Source organism: Ruegeria sp. E8, assembly GCF_056533985.1.
In genome coordinates this window covers 13,024-30,524 of the sequence record NZ_JBQFOY010000030.1, presented here as the reverse complement: position 1 = coordinate 30,524, position 17,501 = coordinate 13,024, and the positions used below count along the sequence as shown (strand labels likewise).

The 17,501-nt window shown below is 54.5% G+C and carries 13 protein-coding genes and 2 pseudogenes; 3 read left to right on the top strand and 12 right to left on the bottom strand.

What is annotated here, in order from left to right; genetic code table 11:
• Positions 1–282: 282 nt before the first annotated feature.
• Together ACR0LF_RS22350 and ACR0LF_RS22345 are read left to right on the top strand one after the other, a co-directional pair.
• Positions 283–414: pseudogene (locus ACR0LF_RS22350) on the top strand (integrase); the annotation flags it as partial.
• Between the two features lie 71 nt (positions 415–485).
• Positions 486–754 (top strand): annotated as a pseudogene (locus ACR0LF_RS22345) (transposase); the annotation flags it as partial.
• Positions 755–861: 107 nt separating this feature from the next.
• On the opposite strand, the gene ACR0LF_RS22340 reads toward ACR0LF_RS22345, so the two are convergent.
• From ACR0LF_RS22340 to ACR0LF_RS22315, 6 genes are all read right to left on the bottom strand, one after another.
• A complete protein-coding gene (locus tag ACR0LF_RS22340) occupies positions 862–1,152 on the bottom strand; it encodes a hypothetical protein (protein ID WP_480583696.1) in 291 nt (96 codons plus the stop codon).
• 90 nt (positions 1,153–1,242) lie between these two features.
• Positions 1,243–2,907 carry a Na/Pi cotransporter family protein gene (locus ACR0LF_RS22335; RefSeq protein WP_480583699.1) on the bottom strand — a complete coding sequence of 555 codons (1,665 nt, stop codon included), beginning with the start codon at positions 2,905–2,907 and terminating at the stop codon, positions 1,243–1,245.
• A gap of 214 nt (positions 2,908–3,121) precedes the next feature.
• The gene (gene pbfA, locus ACR0LF_RS22330) at positions 3,122–4,474 is read right to left on the bottom strand and encodes a (R)-1-hydroxy-2-aminoethylphosphonate ammonia-lyase (protein ID WP_480583702.1); all 1,353 of its coding nucleotides are present in this window, start codon (positions 4,472–4,474) and stop codon (positions 3,122–3,124) included.
• A gap of 103 nt (positions 4,475–4,577) precedes the next feature.
• Entirely contained in the window at positions 4,578–6,041 is a 1,464-nt protein-coding gene (gene phnY, locus ACR0LF_RS22325) for a phosphonoacetaldehyde dehydrogenase (RefSeq protein ID WP_480583705.1), read from the bottom strand.
• A 3-nt stretch (positions 6,042–6,044) separates the two neighbouring features.
• A complete protein-coding gene (gene phnA / locus ACR0LF_RS22320; RefSeq protein ID WP_480583708.1) occupies positions 6,045–7,289 on the bottom strand; it encodes a phosphonoacetate hydrolase in 1,245 nt (414 codons plus the stop codon).
• A gap of 20 nt (positions 7,290–7,309) precedes the next feature.
• Positions 7,310–8,497 (bottom strand): 2-aminoethylphosphonate--pyruvate transaminase, encoded by a 1,188-nt coding sequence (locus ACR0LF_RS22315; RefSeq protein ID WP_480583711.1) that lies wholly within the window; start codon positions 8,495–8,497, stop codon positions 7,310–7,312.
• A 119-nt stretch (positions 8,498–8,616) separates the two neighbouring features.
• Here ACR0LF_RS22315 and ACR0LF_RS22310 point away from each other — a divergent pair, with 119 nt between their 5' ends.
• Complete coding sequence (locus ACR0LF_RS22310; protein ID WP_480583714.1) at positions 8,617–9,501, top strand: LysR substrate-binding domain-containing protein; 885 nt, start codon at positions 8,617–8,619, stop codon at positions 9,499–9,501.
• A gap of 32 nt (positions 9,502–9,533) precedes the next feature.
• Here the strand turns inward: ACR0LF_RS22310 and ACR0LF_RS22305 are convergent, their stop codons facing one another.
• From ACR0LF_RS22305 to ACR0LF_RS22280, 6 genes are all read right to left on the bottom strand, one after another.
• Positions 9,534–11,555, bottom strand: a complete 2,022-nt coding sequence (locus ACR0LF_RS22305) for a putative 2-aminoethylphosphonate ABC transporter permease subunit (RefSeq protein ID WP_480583717.1) — start codon at positions 11,553–11,555, stop codon at positions 9,534–9,536.
• Positions 11,552–12,682: a putative 2-aminoethylphosphonate ABC transporter ATP-binding protein gene (locus ACR0LF_RS22300; RefSeq protein WP_480583720.1), complete on the bottom strand. Its 1,131-nt coding sequence runs from the start codon at positions 12,680–12,682 to the stop codon at positions 11,552–11,554. The genes ACR0LF_RS22305 and ACR0LF_RS22300 overlap by 4 nt, the downstream gene beginning before the upstream one ends.
• A gap of 117 nt (positions 12,683–12,799) precedes the next feature.
• The gene (locus tag ACR0LF_RS22295; protein ID WP_480583723.1) at positions 12,800–13,819 is read right to left on the bottom strand and encodes a putative 2-aminoethylphosphonate ABC transporter substrate-binding protein; all 1,020 of its coding nucleotides are present in this window, start codon (positions 13,817–13,819) and stop codon (positions 12,800–12,802) included.
• Between the two features lie 233 nt (positions 13,820–14,052).
• Positions 14,053–15,582 (bottom strand): sulfatase-like hydrolase/transferase, encoded by a 1,530-nt coding sequence (locus tag ACR0LF_RS22290; protein WP_480583726.1) that lies wholly within the window; start codon positions 15,580–15,582, stop codon positions 14,053–14,055.
• 17 nt (positions 15,583–15,599) lie between these two features.
• The gene (locus tag ACR0LF_RS22285; protein ID WP_480583729.1) at positions 15,600–16,439 is read right to left on the bottom strand and encodes an EamA family transporter; all 840 of its coding nucleotides are present in this window, start codon (positions 16,437–16,439) and stop codon (positions 15,600–15,602) included.
• A 45-nt stretch (positions 16,440–16,484) separates the two neighbouring features.
• Complete coding sequence (locus tag ACR0LF_RS22280) at positions 16,485–17,492, bottom strand: GlxA family transcriptional regulator (RefSeq protein WP_480583732.1); 1,008 nt, start codon at positions 17,490–17,492, stop codon at positions 16,485–16,487.
• Positions 17,493–17,501 lie beyond the last annotated feature (9 nt).

Below are 17,501 nucleotides of genomic sequence, written 5' to 3'. Positions count from 1 at the left end.
AAGTGATTTCAAGCATCAGAGTTTTTCGAGTTCTTGCATTTTTGACTTTCCAAAATTGCAAAGCCCTGCCGGAAATGTCTGCTTTGCGCTGAGACCTGCCGATCAAAAAAGCAACATAACTTTAACTTTGCTTGGTAGGTCTGGGCTCAGAGTCACCTAGTGCACACGCAGAGATGGCGTGCCAAACAGTCTTTGGACTGCGGGCATTCTGCCGCCTCGTAGAATCGCCCTGTCAGCACGGTGCTGATGACTGGGCGTGGCGGGGGGATCGGAGGGCATATCATGCCAAGAGTCCAACTACCCGCCGTAGTCCCAAAACGAAGAGCGTGAAACAAGGGGCGTATCATCGGCCAGAAGCGCCCACTCTTGCCAAAACAGGTCTGGGCGATCCGCGCACGTCTGGAACTTGCGGGCTACGATGAGCCAGAAACCCTCTCTTATCAAATCGACATAAACTGTCCCATTGGTGCTGACGTCAGACAAGCAGCGTACTAAATGTGGACTGGCTGTTCGGGGATCGTGGCTATGATGCCGACTGGTTCCGAGACGCGTTGAAAGACAATGGATACGCGCCTGCATCCCGGGTCGAAAGCAACGCAAGACAACCGTAAAGTACGACAAGCGACGCAACCGAATAGAGATTATGTATGGCAGGTTAAAGGACTGAAGAAGCGTGGCGAAACGTTGTGATCGCTGCCCCAAGGTCTTCTTCTCCGCAATCGCCCTCACAGCAATCGTCATCTACTGGTTATGAACCCTGACCTACTTTTAGCCCGCTGATTTATGCGACGCTGACCGGCCACTTTACAAAGCGCAGATGATCTTATCTCGACATCAAATTTGCATTGCCAAATTCAATTGCTAAGGCAAATAGAAAGTTGTTGCCCTTTTGGTCGCTCCACTGCCTCCTATGGTTCCTTCTTTGGTACCCAGCGACGACTTACGTTGCTTTAAGTCGCTTAAAACAGCGTCAGAAGATTTGGAGTTAACGAAGCTATTAAGCGGCATTTCTGTATTTAACTTACCTGTCTGAAACCGCCCGTGACCAAGGCTCTTAAAAAAGCCTGACAATCCTGAGACAAACTGGTCTATGCGAAAGTATTTACTTGTACCTATTCCCTTGTTTGCATCTTCTGATTTGACTTTTTCCACTGAAACTGGCTCCTGTGTCAGACCGCCTTACCGATAGTAACACGATTTCGTCGTCCAAGTGCTTAATAAAGTACTCCATTCGGCAACTCGTTAGTCAGTAATCTCGGTGATTAACCGTGTCTCAAGCAACTGACCATTCCGGTACAGGACCGGGTAGGCGATCGAAGCGATGTGGCTGTTGAACTCCCGGAATGCCCGTAAAGTCTCCAGATGAATGTCGCTGGTCTCGAAGCTTTCCGTTGTGCCGTGCTGCAGTCGGCGCAAGTGCCGCTTGCGGCTATCTCGTTCCACGCGTTTGATCTCGGTTTTTTCAAGGCTGAGAAGCCGGGCGCTTTCCAGATCGTCCGAAATCAGAACATTCGATGCCAGTTTCATATTGGCCAGAATTCCCTCATGCATCCGAACCAGTTCCGACCAGCCTTCCTGTGAAAAACTTGATCCCTTTGCGCGCATTTCGCCGGCCAAAACTGTCAGGCGTTTGGCGACAACATCCCCTGCCGTTTCAAGCCGGATCGCAAACTCCATTAAATCGCGCGCGGTTTTTGCATCCCGTTTTTCATATAGCTCTGAGGGCATCGCAGCGACAAAGGCTCGAATATCGGAAAGGCATCTGTTTACGTCCTCGTCAATAGCCTGTACCGAGCGGATCTGTTCCTTGTCTCCGCTGCGGTACAGTTCCAGGACAGGACGGAACATGGTTTCGAGAAAGTCACTCATCCGCAGAAGCTCACGCTTGAGGCACGGCATGGCCTGGCTCGGATTAGCCACATTTTCCATGTCCAGTGCGCTGGTCGGGCGCGCAGGTCGGGATTCCTTTTCTTTCTTCTGGTCGGGCAAGAGCCTTTCGAACAAGCCCGCCTCGCGTCCGCAAAACGGAAGAGCCAGAACCAGAAGCGACAGGTTAAATACAAGATGTACGTTAACCAGCATCTGGCCCCCTTGCGGGTCGCCCAACAGCCCGGTCCGCAAGGCGAAGTTAGCCGCAAACAATGTCACTAATGCCCAACTGCCCCGTAGCGCCAGATTGGCATAGGGTATACGCCGGGCGGTCACGGGCATCCCTCGCGTCAGCCAGACCGGTATGAAGGCTGAGCCGAAATTCGCGCCAAAGACCAATGACATACCGGCGGCAAACGGGATTGCGCCAATCTGCACAAGCGTCACGCACATAAGGATGGCTGCGACTGAAGAATGCATGACAAAGGCCAGCGCACCTCCGACAAGGAAGGCGGTAATATAGTCGCGAGCCAAATAGTCGGCTACGGCGGGTAGAAATGCGCTGTCGCGAATGGGGTCCATCGCTTCGCGCAGGAACTTGAGCGAGATCAGGATAAAGGCAACACCCATCAGGATACGCCCCAACTGTCGGGCTTTTTTAGCCTCGGTCTTGACGAACAGATAGCCGCCAACGGCCAGCAGCAACGGAACAAGCCAGTCCAGTTTGAACGAAAGAATTTGAATGATCAGTGCCGAACCCAGATCGCCACCCAGCACAATGGCCAGCCCAGCCGGGAAGCTCAGCAATCCGCTGGCAGCAAAACCCGAGCTTAACAGTGCTACCGCCGCCGAGCTTTGCAGCACCATCGCCATCACCACGCCCACCAGTGAAGCTTGCACGTAACTGCGTTGTTGCGTCATCACTCGCTGGAACGACGCGCCGTAGCTGCGTTCTATCCCGGTACGCACCATGCGGACCGCGTACAGCAGCAGCATGGTGGCGCCGGCCAGGCTGATCAGGAAGGTGACAATCGCCATACTTCACTCCGACTTCAATATAGGCTCAGTTCACCGCAGCTCTTGTGCGATAATCTGCAAGTAGCTTTTACTTTTTTGACCACGGCGTTAGAGACATCGGTTTCAATCAACTTCGCGATGAGCGTCCGCGCCGTGTCATCCGCGTCAGGGTTTGATCGGTTTGGACGGTGCTCCCCCGCGCTAGGGTTTTGCACGGCGTATGCGGACCGACCGGTTAAACCTCGTCTTCAATCTCAGCAACCACGACATCGATTGCCCGGTCTAGTTCCACTTTCGAAATAGTCAGCGGCGGCGACAGGGTCAGAACGCACCCCTGGCTGATCTTGAAGCTCAGCCCCGCTTCGAGACAGGCATAATAGATCCGTTCCGCGCGGGTATTTCCCGGTGTCTTGGTAACACGGTCTTCGACTATCTCGATCCCGAACATAAGGCCACGCCCCCGGATATCGCCAACGATGGGAACGTTTTGCAATGCATCCATCAGGCGGCTTATCGCGTGTTCCCCCAATTCCGACGCGCACTGGACTAATTCCTCTTCCTCGATAATCTGCAGCGTGGTTAATGCGGCGCGCGCGGTGACAGGGTTCTTTTCGTGCGTGTAGTGCCCGATGGCAAAATCGCCGCAAACATCCAGATTCTTGCGGGCGATGCAGGCGGCGATGGGGAGGATACCTCCGCCCAGTGATTTGCCGATGGTGACAATGTCGGGAACGATCTCGTCATGTTGGAACGAGAACATCTGCCCGGTCTTGCCCAAGCCGGTCGGAATCTCGTCCAGGATCAGCAATGCACCATGACGGTCGCAGATTTCGCGCACCCGCTTCCAGAAACCTGGCGGCGGCACGATGGGCACAGCACGCATCGCCTCGGCCACCACGGCACAGATGTCGCCTTCGCGTTCTAGCACATAGTCGATCATGTTGGCACAGGCTTCGGCGCTGGCCTCAATCGTTGTGTGCCCATAAGGGCAGCGGGTGGGGTGGAATGGGGCTACATGCTCGGTTCCCGGCAAAAGCGGCCCGGCAATATGGCTGCGGAACGTGGCCTCGCCGCCAACACTCGCCGCGCCAAAGCCCGCACCGTGAAAGGCGTCCCAGAAGCTGAGCGTCTTGAAGCGGCCCGTTGCAGCACGGGCGATTTTCAAGGCCACTTCGTTGGCGTCTGAACCGCCGGTGGTGAACAGCACCTTGCCCAGATCATCGGGGGTGATAGCGACCAGTTTTTCGGCCAATTCCACCGCCGGGTCATTGGTAAAGCGACGTGGGGCAAAAGGCAGGTCGTCCAGTTGATCCTTGATCGCCTGCACTAACCGAGGATGGCCATAGCCGATGTGATGCACCGAGTTGCCATGGAAATCCATGTAGCGGCGGCCATCCATGTCCTCAATCCAGATCCCTTCTGCTTTGGCAATCGTGCTGACGCAGGGGCTGGACAAGGATTGATGCAGGAACACATCCGCGTCGCGTTTTAGCAGTGGCGACGATTTGGGTCCGATAGACTTCTTCAGCCAAGAACTGCGGGCTTCCGAAGTATTCGATTCCCCTTCAGTATGAACAATCTGTGGCATATCCGTTCCTCGCTGTCGCTTCGTAAAAGATGCGGACCCCGAAAGGTCCGCCAGTAGGGGAGGAATTTTGAAGCCCCGCCCGCCAACGGGAAGGGCAGGAATATCAGCCGGGCCAGGGCAGCGAATAGGTTTTGACGTTGGTAAAGAACTTCATGGCTTCGATAACGCCTTCTTTGACGCCGTTGCCGCTGTCCTTGATGCCGCCAAAGGGCGACATTTCGATCCGGTAACCCGGTTGTTCCCAAATGTTGCAGGTGCCGACGTCCAACCCGTTGATATAGGAAATCGCGCGGTTCAGATCGTTGGTGCAGACGCCCGAAGACAGACCAAACTCGGTCGAGTTTGAAATCGCCATCACCTCTTCATCATTGTCGGGCACACGCACAATGGGGACGATCGGGCCAAAGGTTTCCTCCATGACCAATTCACTGTCATGAGGTACCTTGTCGACCACGATGGGTGGCAGCAGCGCGCCCTGACGACCGGGGTGATAGAGGATTTCGGCGCCCTCTTTCTCTGCCTGATAAACGCGGTTTTCAAAGATCTCTGCTGCCTTGTCATGGATCACGCAACCCAGTTCAGTATCGGGATCCTGAGGATCGCCGAATTTGATCTTTTTGGCTTTCTCCAGAACCAGCGGCACAAACTTGTCCGCCACACCTTCCTGCACCAAAATGCGTTTGACCGCCGTACAGCGCTGGCCGGAATTGCCAGTCGCGCCTGCAACTGCAATCATGGCCGCCTTGTCCAGGTCCGCGTCGCTGAGATCATTCAGAATAATGAGGGGATCGTTGCCGCCGAGTTCCAGCGCCTGACGTTTGTAGACACCCTTTTCGGCGATCATCTTGCCGACCGGTACACCGCCGGTGAAGGTGATGATATCGATATGATCGTTGGTGATCATTTCATCCCCGATGTCCGCGGGCCAGCCCGTGACGACCTGGAACATCTCCGGTGGCAGCCCCGCTTCATAGAGAATGTCAGCTAAAGTCAGCGCTGTAAGCGGGGTCAGTTCCGTCGGTTTACAGACCATGCAGTTATTGGTCGCAATAGATGGAGCAATTTTGTGGCTGACCATGTTCAGCGGATGGTTGAACGGCGTGATTGCACTGATCGCGTTTACGGGTTCTCGCATCGTGAAAATCTTGCGGGCTTTGCCGTTGTGGGTCAGATCGCACGAAAATATCTCGCCGTCGTCTTTCAGCGCTTCGGCGGCGGCGAACTGATAGACGTCCTGCGCGCGCTTGGTTTCATAGATTGCGTGCTGATGGCAGATGCCAAGTTCCAGCGTCAGCCATTTGGCCAGATACTCACGCTTTTCTCCGATCAGTTCTCCCGCGCGCTGCAGGATCTGGCTGCGTTCATACCGGGTAAGTTTCGGCTTGTAGTTCGCCGCAATCTCGAAGGCCTTGCGTGCATGTTCAGCGGTTCCGGCCGGGACATGACCCACCACCTCGTTGGTATAGGGATAGAGCACCGGAACGGTTTCGTCAGTGAAGACAACTTCACCACCGATCCGCATCCCTTCGTTTCGTATTTCGATGTTCGACATTGTTTGATCTTTCATGACTTACTGTGCCGCCGCTGTGGTTGCGTAAAAAAAGGCGTCGAAGTTGCGTAAAACCGGCTGGTTCGGCAGGTCGATGACACGGTTCACGATGAACGGAACCTCTTGTTCGGTCAAACCGCCATGGCTGCGCAGCGGTTCTTTCAGGGCCGCCAGATCATGGCGGTGCTCGGATGTGCCAATGCAGATGTTCTCACCAGAAACCATCACGATGTCGCCAATCCGGTCGCCCGGCAGTTCGAATTGCTCAATGGCCTCGGCCTTGGTCAGCACATGGGTTATACCTTCGGTTGCCCTGAGTTTGACAATGATATCATCTTGATCTGCGCCTTCGGGCAGATAGGCTGTTGCGAACGAGCCCAACGCACCGTGATGCACCACGTACGGATCGGTAATCGGCAGGATGACGCGCGCCGCGTCCTTACCAAGCCATTCGTCCATCAGATCCTGTGCATAGATAACGGCAGGCGACCCATCAGCCAGATGCTTCGGCTTCATGCCATGATCGGCCGTCACAACGATGGCAGCACCCAGCTCGTCAAGTTCGCCCAAATAGCGGTCGAACATGGCGTAGAAATCAAGTGCTCCTTGCTGTTCAGGCGCAAACTTGTGCTGAATATAGTCGGTGGTGGACAGATACATAACGTCGGGCTTGAACTCTTTCAGCAGCTTGACGCCAGCGGCGAATACAAACTCTGACAATTCGGCTGAATAGACCTCAGGGACGTCCATGCCCAGCCATTTGCTTGCATTGTCGATCCCGTGTTCGGCTAAAGTCGTCTCGCCTGAGCGTTCCGAAGAAAAGGCAACGGCTCGACCTTCGTCAAATTTTAACCCAGCACTGAGCAAGGCGCGCAGCTTGTCCTTGGCGGTAACCATGGCGACGCGGAAACCAGCATCGTAGAATTGCGAGAAAATGGTCGGCGCGCGCAGAAATCGCACGTCGTTCATCATGACCTCTTCGCCGCTGTCAGGGTCGATCAAATAGTTGCCGCAGATACCATGCACTATAGGCGGCCGGCCGGTGGCGATCGACAGGTTGTTGGGGTTGGTGAAGGAGGGGATCACAGAATGGGCCAACCGGTCGGTACCGGTCTCGCGCATCCGCTTAAGGTTGGGCATCAGACCCTTGGCTATTGCGACTTCCAGGTATTCCGGCTCGCACCCATCAAGGCAGATGGCGATTGCGGGCACTTTCGGGGTCGGATAGACACGTTCGTTTGCTTCAACAGGTGTTTGGATGGTCATCTTATTATGTTCCTTGATAGTTAAGCTGCCAGTTTGGCGCGTTCTTCCAATGCCCGGAGGGGGGGTGCAGCGCTTGTGACACCCATCTCCTCCAATGATTCTTTTGCTGCGTTTACAACTTTGCGCATGACGTGTTCGTCCATTTGACCGATACATCCGACGCGAAAACTGTCGACCACCGTCAGCTTGCCTGGGTAGATGATGAAACCCTTGGACTTCATCAGAATGTAGAACTGATCGAATACGAAATTCTCGTCCGCCGGGCAGAAAAAGGTAACGATAATTGGGCTGAGCCAGCGATTATCCAGCAGTGTTTCAAAGCCCAGTTCGCGCATGCCGGTGACCATGACATCACGGTTGCGGGTATAGCGCTCGCCGCGGCCCGAAACGCCCCCTTCGGCAGCGTGCGCCCTGAGTGCCTGGATGAACGCCGCCACCACATGGGTCGGTGGGGTGAACCGCCACTGACCGGTCCTGTTCATATGCGCCCATTGCGCATGCACATCCAGCGACAAGGAATGGCTGTTGCCCTCAGCCGCCTCAAGTTCGGACTTGCGGGCGACGATGAAGCCAAATCCTGGCACACCTTCGATACATTTGTTGGCCGAGGACACCATTGCCTCGTACCTGACCTCGCTTGGTTTTAACTCGATCGCACCGAAAGCTGACATCGAGTCAATCAGAAGCTTGCGCCCGGCGGCATAGGTCGCCTCGGAAATCTCTTCGACGGGGTTCAGAATGCCCGAAGAGGTTTCGCAATGGATCGCTACTACATGGGTGATCGCAGGATCTTTAGCCAGAATCTCTGCCACTTCGCTGCCCCGGGGGGGGAGGTAATCACCCTTGTCCAGTACCACATGTTCGCGACCTAGATACGCCAGCGTTTGCGCCGAGCGCTGGCCATACGCTCCGTTCGCCAGCACCAGCGCCTTGCCATCGCGCGGAATGAATGATGCAAGCATCGCTTCGACCGAAAACGAACCACTGCCCTGCATCGGGACGCAATCAAAATCATCGGCGCCCTCGCCCAAGAGCGCCAGCAGGCTTGTCCGCACCTCTTGCGTCATGGCACGGAAGTCATCATCCCAACTGCCCCAATCCTTTAGCATAGCTTCTTTCACCGCATAGGATGTCGTTAAAGGACCGGGTGTCAGAAGGTAAGGTTCACCGAGGCGCGGTTGTTCGATTTTGGGATTGGAAGGCGTCATAACCAGGCTCCAGAAAGGTATTTTCAAGAACACAATTGCAGCAAATGTTGCTATATGTGAAATTGCAAATATCAATCTAATTATAAGCACAGCCTATGATCTAAATTCGGAGTACTGCTATGCGTCACAGCCAGCTCAAAGCCTTTCATTTTGTAGCCAAGCATGGGGGGTTTTCGCGTGCCGCAGAGGCTCTTTTTCTGACGCAGCCGGCAATTTCTGAACAGGTGCGAAAACTGGAACAGGATCATGATCTGTTGTTGTTCCAACGCGAGCGCAAACGTGTGACTTTGACACCCGACGGTGAGCAGCTTTACCGATATACGAAGCAATACTTCGAGATCGAAGGTCAGATTGAGGATTACCTATCCGAGACCAAGGCGGTGGTCGATGGAGAGTTGCGCATCATCGCGGACTCCGCGCACCACATGACGGCCTTTCTGGGCCCCTTTCAAAAGAAAAATCCGAATGTCACAATCACCGTACGCTCGGGGAATAGCGAAGAGATTCTGGAAGAGCTCAGGGCTTATAACGCGGAAATTGGCGTAGTGGGCAGCCTGTCTCCCGGCAAGGATATGGATGTCTTAAGTCTTGGTTCCACCGAAATCGTGGCCTTTGCCGCACAGGGTGTACTTTTGGCGTCGAAGCCGACACTGTCTCTGGAAGAGCTGTCAAATCTACCATTAATATTCCGTGAAACGGGATCGAAAACGCGCCAGAAACTTGAAGACGAGGCCAAAAAACACGGGATAACGTTGAAACCCGCGATTGTTGCTGAGGGGCGCGAAGCGATACGAGAACTTGTGGCCTCGGGCGCAGGTATCGGTTTCGTCTCGCAGGCGGAATATGGTCATGATAACCGTCTCCGGCAAATCAAACTTAAAGGCATCAACCTGCAGATGGGCGAGAGCATTATTTCGCTGTCTCAGAGGCGCGAAGTGAAGATTATCCGCGCCTTCACAGAGTTTGCGCAACGTACTATGGTAGAAAACCCCGCCAAAGATTAATTGGCGGGATTTGGTATCAGCAGGAATGGTCGTCAGCGACTGCGCCAAGCCTGCGTGCGTTTTAATATGCCTTTAGACGCAATCAGGTGAATGATCCGGGCCGCAGCATTGGTGTAAAAGATCATCATGCCCATCGCCGCAGCAGGTGCAATATCCCCGGCATCATCCATGTTCAGCACTGCGATAGACGCGAGTGTCGTTTTGGGCGAGTAGAGGAACACGACCGCTGACACAGTTGTCATTGCATTGACGAACAGATAAATGGATATGTCCAAAACTGCTGGCAGACAGACTGGAACCGTAACACGCGCAAACAGTTTCATCGTCGGCTGTTTGAGAGAGGCCGAAACGGATTCGAACTCGCGGTCCATTTGTTTCAGCGCGGTCACCGCCGTCAGGTGCGATACAGTGTAAAAGTGCGTCACTGTACAGATCACCAGTATTGCCATGGTGCCGTAGATGCCGTTCAAGGGGTTTGAAGGGTTGTTGAAGAAGAAGATGTAAGACAGCCCCAGCACCATGCCCGGTATTGCCATCGGCAACATAGCGAACATCTGAAATATTGACCGTCCCGTGCGGAACCCTTGCGATTTTTCAACCAGATAGGCACCGAAGAACACAACGGTGGTGCCAATCACTGCGGTCAGCAAGGCCAACCGGATCGAGTTGAAATACGATCCCCATCCACCGCCATCCATCTTGTCGAACTGATAGTTCCGCAGGCTCAGGCTCAGGTCATAGGGCCAGAACTTGATCAGCGCCGCAAATTGGCAAACCGCTAAAAGGCCGACGATGAACAGGCCGATCAAGCTGCAATAAATCAGGAACAGCCGGTCCGCTTTTGGGTTTGGGGTTGCCTGGTACGGCACCGACCGAGCGGACAGCAGCGCAACCTGTTTGGACTGAACCATACGGTCAATGGCAAAGGCCAGGATTGCCGGGATCACCAGAACCACTGACACAACCGCGCCCATCTCAAAGTTCTGCTGGCCGATCACTTGTTTGTAGATATCCACCGCAAGCACGTTGAATTGTCCACCGATGACTTTAGGCAACCCAAAATCGGTAATCACCAGGTTGAACACCACAAAGGCGGCTGAAATCAGGCCATAGCGGGCCCCAGGAACGGTCACCGTCCAGAATGTGCGCCATGGAGTTGACCGCAGGCTTGCCGCAGCCTCGTACAGCCGCGCATCCGAGATTGCGAGCGCCGTTGAAATAATCAGGAAAGCGTGCGGGAAGGTGAAAAACACTGATCCGATCACAATGCCGATCGGGCCATAAATACTTGCACCAAACAACAGTTCCTTGATCATACCCTGATTGCCGAACAGGTACACCAAAGCGATACCTGGCAAGAGCGAGGGGACAAGGATCGGTGCCATCGCGATCAGGCGAAAGACACCTTTGAACCGCATACAGCTGCGATTGAGCGCATAGGCGAACCAAAAGGCCAGCGTTACTGTAACGATGGTACTGACAACGGATATCCAAAGCGAGTTCTTGATCGAATTGAACAGCGCAGGTGTCGAGAAGTAGTTTACAAAGTTGTCCAGGCCCCGTGATTGAACGGGCCGCAACTGAACCCGGCGGAAGGTGTTGGAATCAAGCTCGATCCAGTCGGTACTGTCCTGCAGAGTTGATCCGACCAGAAAGCGCCCGGTGTCGCTTGTGTTGCGGATCTGGTACATGACCGGGCTGCGGAAGCTGAAATCCGGGAACAAACCTGTCACAGGCAAGCGCCCGTCCGAGCCTGTCACAAGATCGGTATCGGTGAATACTTCGGTCTGCCGGTTCAGCGCATCTCCAGACAGGATCGACCCGTCATAAACGCCCGCGTCGTCGCTGACCTGAAACTCGTATTGTGACAGTTCCACCCGATAAGTGGAAAACGACTTGGAAAGCATTGTGTAAAGCGGCAGCGCCAGAGTCACGATCAGGTAGAGCACGATGACCATCATGCTGCCACGCATCAGTAAATCATCACGGCTGAGCTTGGCCTTGATATCCGGTCCGGGGGGCAGAGTGCCAGTATTTGAGGAAATCGTGCTCATGCCTCGGTCTCCGGAACATCAAACGCCATCAGACGGTTTTCGGGAAGCTCAATCACCATGGTCCGGCCTTCTTCAAGTTCCAGGCGACGCACGGCATTGATCGAGAAGTCAGCAATCAGTTCTGATGACCCAAACCGCTCGTTGCTTAGACGGCAGCGCCAGAACGAGCCCAGAAACTCCATCTCATCAAGTGTCACTTCGATGCAGTTGCGGTTTCCGCCGGTATCCAGATACCCAGCTTCATGGGGAATGACGTCTTCCGGCCTGATTGCTGCAACAACCGGTGTTCCATCGTTGAACTGATGACCCAGGCAGGCAAAGGTTTTTTCACCCACGCTCAACCGCCCGCCCTTTGTAACCTGAGACTTAATCTGGTTCATTTCGCCAATAAAATCGGCCACAAACAGGTTAGCCGGTTCCCGATAGATTTCTGTAGGTGAACCCACCTGCTCAATAACTCCGTGATTCATGACCACAATACGATCAGCCATGGCCAGCGCCTCTTCCTGATCATGGGTCACCATCACGGTGGTCACGCCCAGCTTACGCTGCAATTCCTTAATTTCGTGCCGCAAATGGACACGTACCTTGGCATCCAGAGCTGACAGAGGTTCGTCCAGCAGCAACAGGCCGGGCTTGGACGCGATGGCGCGTGCCAGTGCAATCCTTTGCTGTTGCCCACCCGACAACTGCGCCGGGTATTTCTTACCCTGATCGGGAAGGCCGACCAGATGCAGCAACTCGTTCACGCGGACTGCAATTTCAGATTTGCTGCGGCCCGAGTTTTCCAGACCAAAAGCGATGTTCTTCTCAATCGTGAGGTTGGGAAACAGTGCATAGGATTGAAACACAATCCCGAAATCTCGCTCGGACGGGGGTAGGTTGGACACGTCCATACCGTCCTGCATGACTGTACCCTTGGTTTGCAGGTCCAAACCTGCAATGGCACGCAGAAGAGTTGTTTTTCCACAGCCTGACGGGCCCAGAAAGCAGACAAACTCGCCTTCGTTGATTTCCAGCGAAATATCCTTGAGTGCAAGAAAGCTGCCAAAGGCTTTCCACAGGTTTTGGATACTGAGATACAGTTCACCGGGTGGCGTTTTCTGAAGCACGGGAGAAGTCCTCATATCTGCACCTCGGGCACGGCCGTACCTGGCCGGTCTGAACCGGGTGAGTAGGTTGTATTGTTGGGAACAAGAGTGTGGTGCGCAGGAGAGGCATGATCGCCCCTCCTGCGAATGGGATTACTTCGCTTCCGACTTTCCGTCATAGCGAGACTGCCATTCCTTCAGGATTGCCGCGCGATTGTTGGCGGCAAACTCAAAATCATTGTCAATCATGGCATCCAAAAGGCCCTCTGGGAAGTGCTCGACCGGCTTTGCGACGCCGGGATAGGCCACAACCGCATAACCGCTGTTGTACATCTCATTGGCTTCCTTGGTGACCGTGAAATCAACCAGTTTCTGAGCAGCTTCCAGATTCCCTGTGCCGGCAACAATTGCGGTTGCTTCCATGTCCCAGCCGACGCCCTCGGACGGCACGATGATCTCAAGCGGTGCGCCGTCCGCTTTAGATTTGGCACCGCGGAAAGCAAACGAGATACCGATCGGGATTTCGCCCGCAGCCGCCAGTTTGCAAGGTTTTGAGCCTGAATGGGTATAACGCGCGATGTTTTCGTGCAGCGCATCCATGTATTCCCAGCCGCCGTCTTCACCAAACATCTGCAGCCAGCTAGAAACATCAAGGAACCCGGTGCCCGATGAGTTTGGGTTCGGCATGATTACCTGATCCTTGTACATTGGATCGGTAAGGTCCTTCCATGACGTTGGCGGCGTCAGCCCAGCCTTTTCGGCCTCGACTGTATTGTAGCAAACCGACGCAACCCAGGCATCCATGCCAACCCAGGCTGGAGGATTGTCGCCGTCAACAAACTTGACATCAAGTTCTTCAACGCCAACCGGTGCGTAGGGTTCCAGCATGCCTTCGGATTTCAGCAGCAGCAGCGACGTGGCCGCCAGCCCCCAGACGACGTCTGCCTGAGGGTTGTCCCGCTCCGCCAGCAATTTGGCGGTAATGATCCCGGTCGAGTCGCGAACCCAGTTAATTTTGATATCAGGGTTGCTTTGGTTAAACGTCTCGGCATATCGGGCCAGATCTTCGGCCTCGACGGCGGTATAAACGGTCAGTTCTGTCTCTGATGCCGCTGCCGTTGCGGTCAGTGTGCCGATGGCGAGAGCGGTTAAAAGTGCTGTTGTGTGTCTCATTGTCATCCTCTGCTGGTGATTTATTAGACAGGTTCGCCATTCTCGTGCGGCGTTCTCAATCAGATTAGTACCGACAGTTTGACAGATAAATTCTTCAAGAAAAATCGATTATACCTTCAAAGTTATAAGTTTGTCCTATGGATAAGAATACCATTCTCCGCAAAGCGTTTACGATAGATTTTGGTTTCGCAGCGGCAGGTCTTCAACGTTTAAAATCGAGGCTTTGCATATACTTAGTAAGACCCGGTCTTAACGCCTCCAGGGCGCACAATCGTTTGAGCAAAGGTGGGATCGGCATTTTTCATGCGGTGTTCCAGCATCTTGCGGGTCAGGTGAAGCAGCGTTGGTGTGATTTCAGTTTGCGTTGCGATAGACTCTGCTTCCCCACACTCGTCCATGTCAAAGAGTACTTGCGGCAGCCTTGCGCCAAACTCGACCAAGCGGTGATCTTTTGTGCGCAAAATACCCAGATTTGCCTGCCGCGAGGTCAGACCTAACTCAACCATCCATGGAGTCGGCTTTACCGGATTGCCAAAATCGAACTCGGAAAAGCTGTAATCCGCCCCTTCCGTTTCCGTATCGTCCAAAATGCCAAGCAAACTTCGCCCGTTCATCGAAGAGAGGGGACTCGAACCGACTCTTTCGAGAATGGTGACGGGTATATCGATGGACTCCGTGAAACCGGAATGCAATCGACCGTGCATATCAGGACGCGCGGGATCGCGCACAATCAGGGGCACATGATAGGCAGCATCATGGAAGGTACCTTTTCCCCACAGCCCGTAGTCGCCCAGCATCTCACCGTGATCTGCGGTGACGATCAGAACGGTGTTGTCCCACTGGCCGGACGTCCTGAGCCAGTCCACCACGCGCCCAATATGATGATCGACTTCCGTTGCCAACGCCAGATAAGTTGCTCGCAGTTGGGCGATGGTTTCCGGATCATTCATCAGATCGGGGAAGCCAACAACCATGCTTGATATCGGTTGCTTATCCTGTGCAGGGGCAAGAAACGGGTGCCAGTGCCGGTCTCCTAAGGGATCGCGGGTTGAACGCGGCGCAGGCATATCCCTTGGGTCATAAAGCGTATTGTAAGGTGCAGGTGCCACAAGCGGAGGGTGAGGCCGGATATAGGTCAGCGTGGCAAACCATCCCGGCTCAGCATCCTGCATTTTGGATAGAAACTGATCCGACAGAAACGCCGTATCGCTCATATCCGCCGGATACAAAGCCGGATCACCGACCTTCGGGCCGTTGGGGCGGTAGGTGTCGGGGTAGGGGGGCAGGTCAATGCCCTGCTGCGACAGATGCGAAAGCCAGGCCCCAACATCTGATTCCATGCGCATTCTCACCGCCTCCTCAAAGCCAGGAAGTAATTCCTCATAGCTTTGAAGCCTTGGGTCATCGGGGGGTAGAACCCTGGGATCGCGGGTCGTGTCGGTATAGCCGAACAAACGTGGATTGTACCCGGCCTGTCGCATCGCATGTGCCAGGTTCGGGGTATCGTGCCGGAGCGGAGTGCCGTTTCGGATCGACCGGTGGTTGAAAGCATATTGCCCGGTGAACAGGGATGCCCGGCTTGGTCCGCAAGGCACTGTGACGGCAAAGTGGTTGGCAAAGCTGACGGCGTTTTCTTGAAGTCGCCGAAGGTTGGGCAATTGCGCTATTCGTCCGAGGCCATCCTGACCCAGAAGATCGAAGCGGAACTGATCGATGACGATCAGCAAGACATTCGGGCGTGTTTCTGTGTTTTCTGTCCGCAAGTTTCCCCCCAATCCCTTCAACTTGCCATCGCCAGAGCCACTATCCCAATCACCACGATGGTCGCAGCCAGAAGCCTGTTGGATTTTGGCCCTTCGCCGAACCACATGACACCAATAATCGAAGCAAAGATGACGGAACTCTCCCTGAGCGCGGACACCATGCCCAACGGCGCGATTGTCTTTGCATAAAGTACTAATCCATAGGCCAGGCCCGAGATGACACCGCCTGCGAGGCCTGCCCAGACATAGCTTCGAGGCAGAGTCACCACGCGCCGCCACCGGGTTGTGAAAATGAAACCGGCCACAAAAATCTCGGCCACAAGCAACGCCGCGATATACCCTAACGTGTTCTCGGACAGCCGGATGCCAATACCGTCGACAAGTGAATAGGACGCAATCATCAGGCCGGTGCCAAAAGCGGCCGCGATGGCGATCCAGTTCGTGTGTTTGCCCAATCCGGCAAAGGACAGGCACCCAATACCCAAGGAGATACAGGTAATGCCGATCCATGCCGCAGGCGGCAGAATTTCACCCGCGAACAGAATTGCACCCATGGCAACCAAAATCGGAGTCATCCCGCGTGAGATTGGATAGACCACCGACAGGTCGCCATGTTTGTAGGCGGTGTTCAAAAACCAATAGTACCCCCAATGGATCAGGGTCGAGCCTATGATAAAGGGAAAGGCCGCCCATACCGGCAAGCCAGTTAATGGCAATACAAACATCGCTGGTATCGCATGGCCGAGCGAGACCAGCCCCAAAACGACGGCTTTGTCCGGCGCGCCTTTAACTACAGCATTCCATAGCGCGTGCAGAAAGGCTGCGGTCAAAACGATGAGAAACGCGTGGATTGTCATACGAACATGATGTCCCGAGGTAATTTGTTGAACACTAGCGGCGCATCAAGTTTCGAACCTAGAGGCGTTCATCCGGGCGCGTTCGCATGCTGGAGTTTGTCCGAACCTTTGTTTGTACTTCTGCGACAGCGTGGCATTGGACCCAAACCCACAGGCCAAGGCAACCTCGTTAAGTGTTAGATTGGTGAACCTGACGATTGCCTGGGCCTTTTCCAACCGCTCCTCCAGGTAGTAGGCTTTTGGGGTAAGTCCTGTTGCTGCTACAAATTTCCTTTCAAGTTGGCGCACCGAAATCCCTACTTCCTCAGCAATGCTCTTAATCTGGAGGGGTTCTTCCAGATTATACCGAAACAGTTCTATAGCCTTGTCAACAACGATGTCGCCGGTAAAGCCATTGTCGACTCGGGCGATGTCGTGTGCGCAAGCGATACACCTGCCGAAATTCGGTCGGTAGCTTAGGAATTTCCGATTTAACCGGGGTTGTTCCCGCGGAGTAAGGGTATCGCTTGTAGTCTTGGACAGCAGGTTGAGCAGAGAGAACCTTGATCCTGCAGACCATATCGCTCCACGGGCGTGGCTATCGTTGGATGCGGGCGAGATATTTGGGAACTGTTCCTCCAACACGCTCAGTACTGGGGCTGTTGCGGCGACCGTCGAACCACTGAGAAGCCCTGTATGCGCCAGCGGGATCAAGGCCGCTTCAACCGCGCCCAGAACCCGACCTGCCCTGAGTTGTGCGCGTGCCACGCGGCCGAGGATATTCTGCAGATCAGGAGTAAGGACTGGTCCGCCGACCAGAAACAGATAGCCGCATCGCGCCGAGTGGTCATTGATGCGGCTGGTGCTCAAGTTTACTCCGCATTCGCTCTGCACGTCAGTGCCTGTCAGCGATAGGACTGAGACTCTGAATTGTATGTCAGCGACCAATTGGTTCGCCGCCTTCAGATAGGCCAGCCCCACCGAAAGCTGGTCCAAGGGCAGGCCGTCCCAGCACAAAAAGCCAATCTCTGTAGCATGACCCGTGTCGGGTTCGATGACCGAACAGTGTTTCATTCCGGGTTA

Excerpts from the sequence above, each read along its gene's own strand:
- phnA (WP_480583708.1), bottom strand. The coding sequence starts at position 7,289 with ATGACCATCCAAACACCTGTTGAAGCAAACGAACGTGTCTATCCGACC.
- ACR0LF_RS22310 (WP_480583714.1), top strand. The coding sequence starts at position 8,617 with ATGCGTCACAGCCAGCTCAAAGCCTTTCATTTTGTAGCCAAGCATGGG.
- pbfA (WP_480583702.1), bottom strand. The coding sequence starts at position 4,474 with ATGCCACAGATTGTTCATACTGAAGGGGAATCGAATACTTCGGAAGCC.
- ACR0LF_RS22300 (WP_480583720.1), bottom strand. The coding sequence starts at position 12,682 with ATGAGGACTTCTCCCGTGCTTCAGAAAACGCCACCCGGTGAACTGTAT.
- ACR0LF_RS22305 (WP_480583717.1), bottom strand. The coding sequence starts at position 11,555 with ATGAGCACGATTTCCTCAAATACTGGCACTCTGCCCCCCGGACCGGAT.
- phnY (WP_480583705.1), bottom strand. The coding sequence starts at position 6,041 with ATGAAAGATCAAACAATGTCGAACATCGAAATACGAAACGAAGGGATG.
- ACR0LF_RS22335 (WP_480583699.1), bottom strand. The coding sequence starts at position 2,907 with ATGGCGATTGTCACCTTCCTGATCAGCCTGGCCGGCGCCACCATGCTG.
- ACR0LF_RS22280 (WP_480583732.1), bottom strand. The coding sequence starts at position 17,492 with ATGAAACACTGTTCGGTCATCGAACCCGACACGGGTCATGCTACAGAG.
- ACR0LF_RS22295 (WP_480583723.1), bottom strand. The coding sequence starts at position 13,819 with ATGAGACACACAACAGCACTTTTAACCGCTCTCGCCATCGGCACACTG.
- ACR0LF_RS22285 (WP_480583729.1), bottom strand. The coding sequence starts at position 16,439 with ATGACAATCCACGCGTTTCTCATCGTTTTGACCGCAGCCTTTCTGCAC.
- ACR0LF_RS22315 (WP_480583711.1), bottom strand. The coding sequence starts at position 8,497 with ATGACGCCTTCCAATCCCAAAATCGAACAACCGCGCCTCGGTGAACCT.